The sequence below is a fragment of the Flavobacterium sp. genome, from assembly GCF_035760125.1.
Classification (GTDB): Bacteria; Bacteroidota; Bacteroidia; order Flavobacteriales; family Flavobacteriaceae; genus Flavobacterium.
This window is the reverse complement of record NZ_DASTTN010000318.1, coordinates 1-2515: the sequence shown is the minus strand read 5'-3', so window position 1 is coordinate 2515 and position 2515 is coordinate 1. Positions and strand designations below refer to the sequence as shown.

The 2515-nt window shown below is 28.4% G+C and carries 3 protein-coding genes and 1 pseudogene; all 4 read left to right on the top strand.

Going from position 1 to position 2515, the window contains the following annotated elements:
• Positions 1-158: 158 nt before the first annotated feature.
• Positions 159-848, top strand: a complete 690-nt coding sequence (locus tag VFS71_RS11430) for a hypothetical protein (RefSeq protein WP_326401385.1) — start codon at positions 159-161, stop codon at positions 846-848.
• 4 nt (positions 849-852) lie between these two features.
• A complete protein-coding gene (locus tag VFS71_RS11425; protein WP_326401384.1) occupies positions 853-1356 on the top strand; it encodes an endonuclease V in 504 nt (167 codons plus the stop codon).
• A gap of 157 nt (positions 1357-1513) precedes the next feature.
• A complete protein-coding gene (locus VFS71_RS11420) occupies positions 1514-2104 on the top strand; it encodes a DUF3885 domain-containing protein (protein WP_326401383.1) in 591 nt (196 codons plus the stop codon).
• Positions 2105-2282: 178 nt separating this feature from the next.
• Positions 2283-2515 (top strand): annotated as a pseudogene (locus VFS71_RS11415) (hypothetical protein); the annotation flags it as partial.

The window sequence follows — 2515 nt, the reverse complement described above, 5'->3', positions numbered from 1 at the left end:
TATAATACGGTAAACCATAATGCATAATTAAAAGTATTTTGTATGTTTGGTATAGTGTAGTAAAAAAACGAAACAAACCTTCGTATATACATCTACCAGTTTGGTAGATAGGCGAAAGTTTGTTTCGCATATATACTAGTTAGCCATAATTTTAAGACATGCAAGAATTAGAAAAAATATCCAAACTAATTACAGAATTAAAAATTGTAGTTTCTAAAATTGACTTTGATACAAAAAAAAATTTAGTTGCCAAAAACAAAAACTTACAAGATATTTTATTTGAGTCAACTAAATTTTATTATAATTTTTCAGGAGAAATTAAACTATTTGAAGAAAAATTTAATGTTATTCTTTCGGAAAAATTAAAAAGGGTAATTGAAATTTTTAGAACTAAAGGTTATTCTCATTCTGAACTTTTTAATCATAGAATTTCTTATCATCCTATCGAATGTTTCTTCTCATTAGAATTTGTAAAAATTTTAATCAACTTTGGAATATCTAAATCAGACATAGAAGATGGATATTTTGACCACGAAACTCAAAAATTTAATATAGTTGCAATTGAAGAAGTTTATAATCAAATTCCTCAAAAAGATAACTTATTAATTTATTGTATTTTTTTTGCTGAATGTTGTGGAGGTCGGAATTTATTAATTTTAAATGGTGATGATGAAAATGTAGTTGGCTATGATAATCATGGTGCTGAAAAAGAATACATTTACAATGGCGAAATATATTCATATACAACTTATTTATTACACGAAAAAAGTCAAACTATTTTTGATATGATTTCTGATGATATAATTATGATTAAAGAAAAAATTGAACCATATATAAACGTATATTAAATTTATGATTTTAGCTTTTGACACATATTATTTTGAACAAAAAGCAAAAACAGTTTGTCTTGAATTTGCTGAATGGAATGAAAGTAAAATCTACAAAATTTATACAGAAATAATAGATAATGTTGAAGAGTATATTCCTGGAGAGTTTTATAAAAGAGAGTTACCTTGCATTATTAGTTTATTGAATCAAATTGATCTAAAAAATGTTGAAGCAATTATTGTTGATGGATTTGTTTATTTAGATGATGAAAAGAAATTCGGATTAGGCGGTTATTTATATGAAAAACTAAATAAAGAAATTCCAACGATTGGTGTTGCAAAAACTAATTTTGCAACAATCGAAAAATATAAAAAGCCTTTATTTAGAGGTGATAGCAAAAAACCATTATTTATCACATCTATCGGAATTAAACTTGAAGATGCTGTGAAAAAAATAGAAAGTATGGAAGGAAAATATAGAATTCCAACTTTACTTAAAGAACTTGACCGATTAACAAAGGAAAAATAAAAAACTACTGCCAACAGCTACTACAACGGATTTGGGTAATAGGCTTAATGGAAAGTTGGTTTTGTATTTGGGAGATTTGGCAAATCCGAAGAATGGGCTTAATTTAGTCCCAAACCCGCTGTAGTACCAGAACGTTGGCAGTAATTGTAACCGAAAAATGACTAAAGAAGAATTTAAAACATTTTGGACTCTCACCTATCCTGACACGATACCAATTTCGTATTTATTTAAAAATGATTATTCTCAAAAATGGTTCAGAATCCATAGTTTGCCTGAATCAAAACGATATCCTGAAAGTGAAAATGAATGGGGAATTTTATTGGAAAGACAAAATCAAATAATCACTGACTTATTTGGCGAAAATGAAAAAATTTTACTTGTAACAGGTGAATATAATTGGGGCGAAAGAACTACTTTCATTACTGACGAAGAAGAAGTTTTTAAACCTTACAAGTTTTTGAGACTTGATAACATAGATATGTTTGAATATAACTCAGATGATTATGATAAAGGAGAAATTTATAGACCTGCATTTGCCGAAATAATTTGGAATTTAAATCACTATAACAAATTGCTTAGAGAAATCGCTATCAACAATGTAAGTGCTTTTTTTGTTTCAATTGTCAAAAATATAATTGTAGTTCCTTATGATGGAGGGATTGACTTTATTTTTAAAGACAGTGAAACAAGAGATTTTTATAAAGAAAAATATAAAGATTGGTTATCGGAACGTGAAGACGGATTGTGAAGGACGAACGAAAAACAACTACTGCCAACAGCTACTACAACGGATTTGGGCAATAGGCTTGATGGAAAGATGGTTTTGTATTTGGGATGATTTGGCAAATCCGAGAATAGGGCTTAATTTAGTCCCAAACCCGCTGTAGTACCAGAACGTTAGTAGCAAGCTTAACATATATCCGTAAATGAACACGTTTAATGCAGTAGAAAATATATTACCGCGAAATCAAAATGAGGTAAAAAAAGAATTAGAAAAAATGTCTTCTATTCTTGATCATGCAGTTGATTTTGGAACACATTTATTGAATTGGGAAAGTGAAAAACCACAAATTGGAGATGAAAATATAATCCCAATACTTTTTCTTCGTAACATTATAGAAACCGCCGATGCTGTCTCAATTCTCATTAAAAATTCATC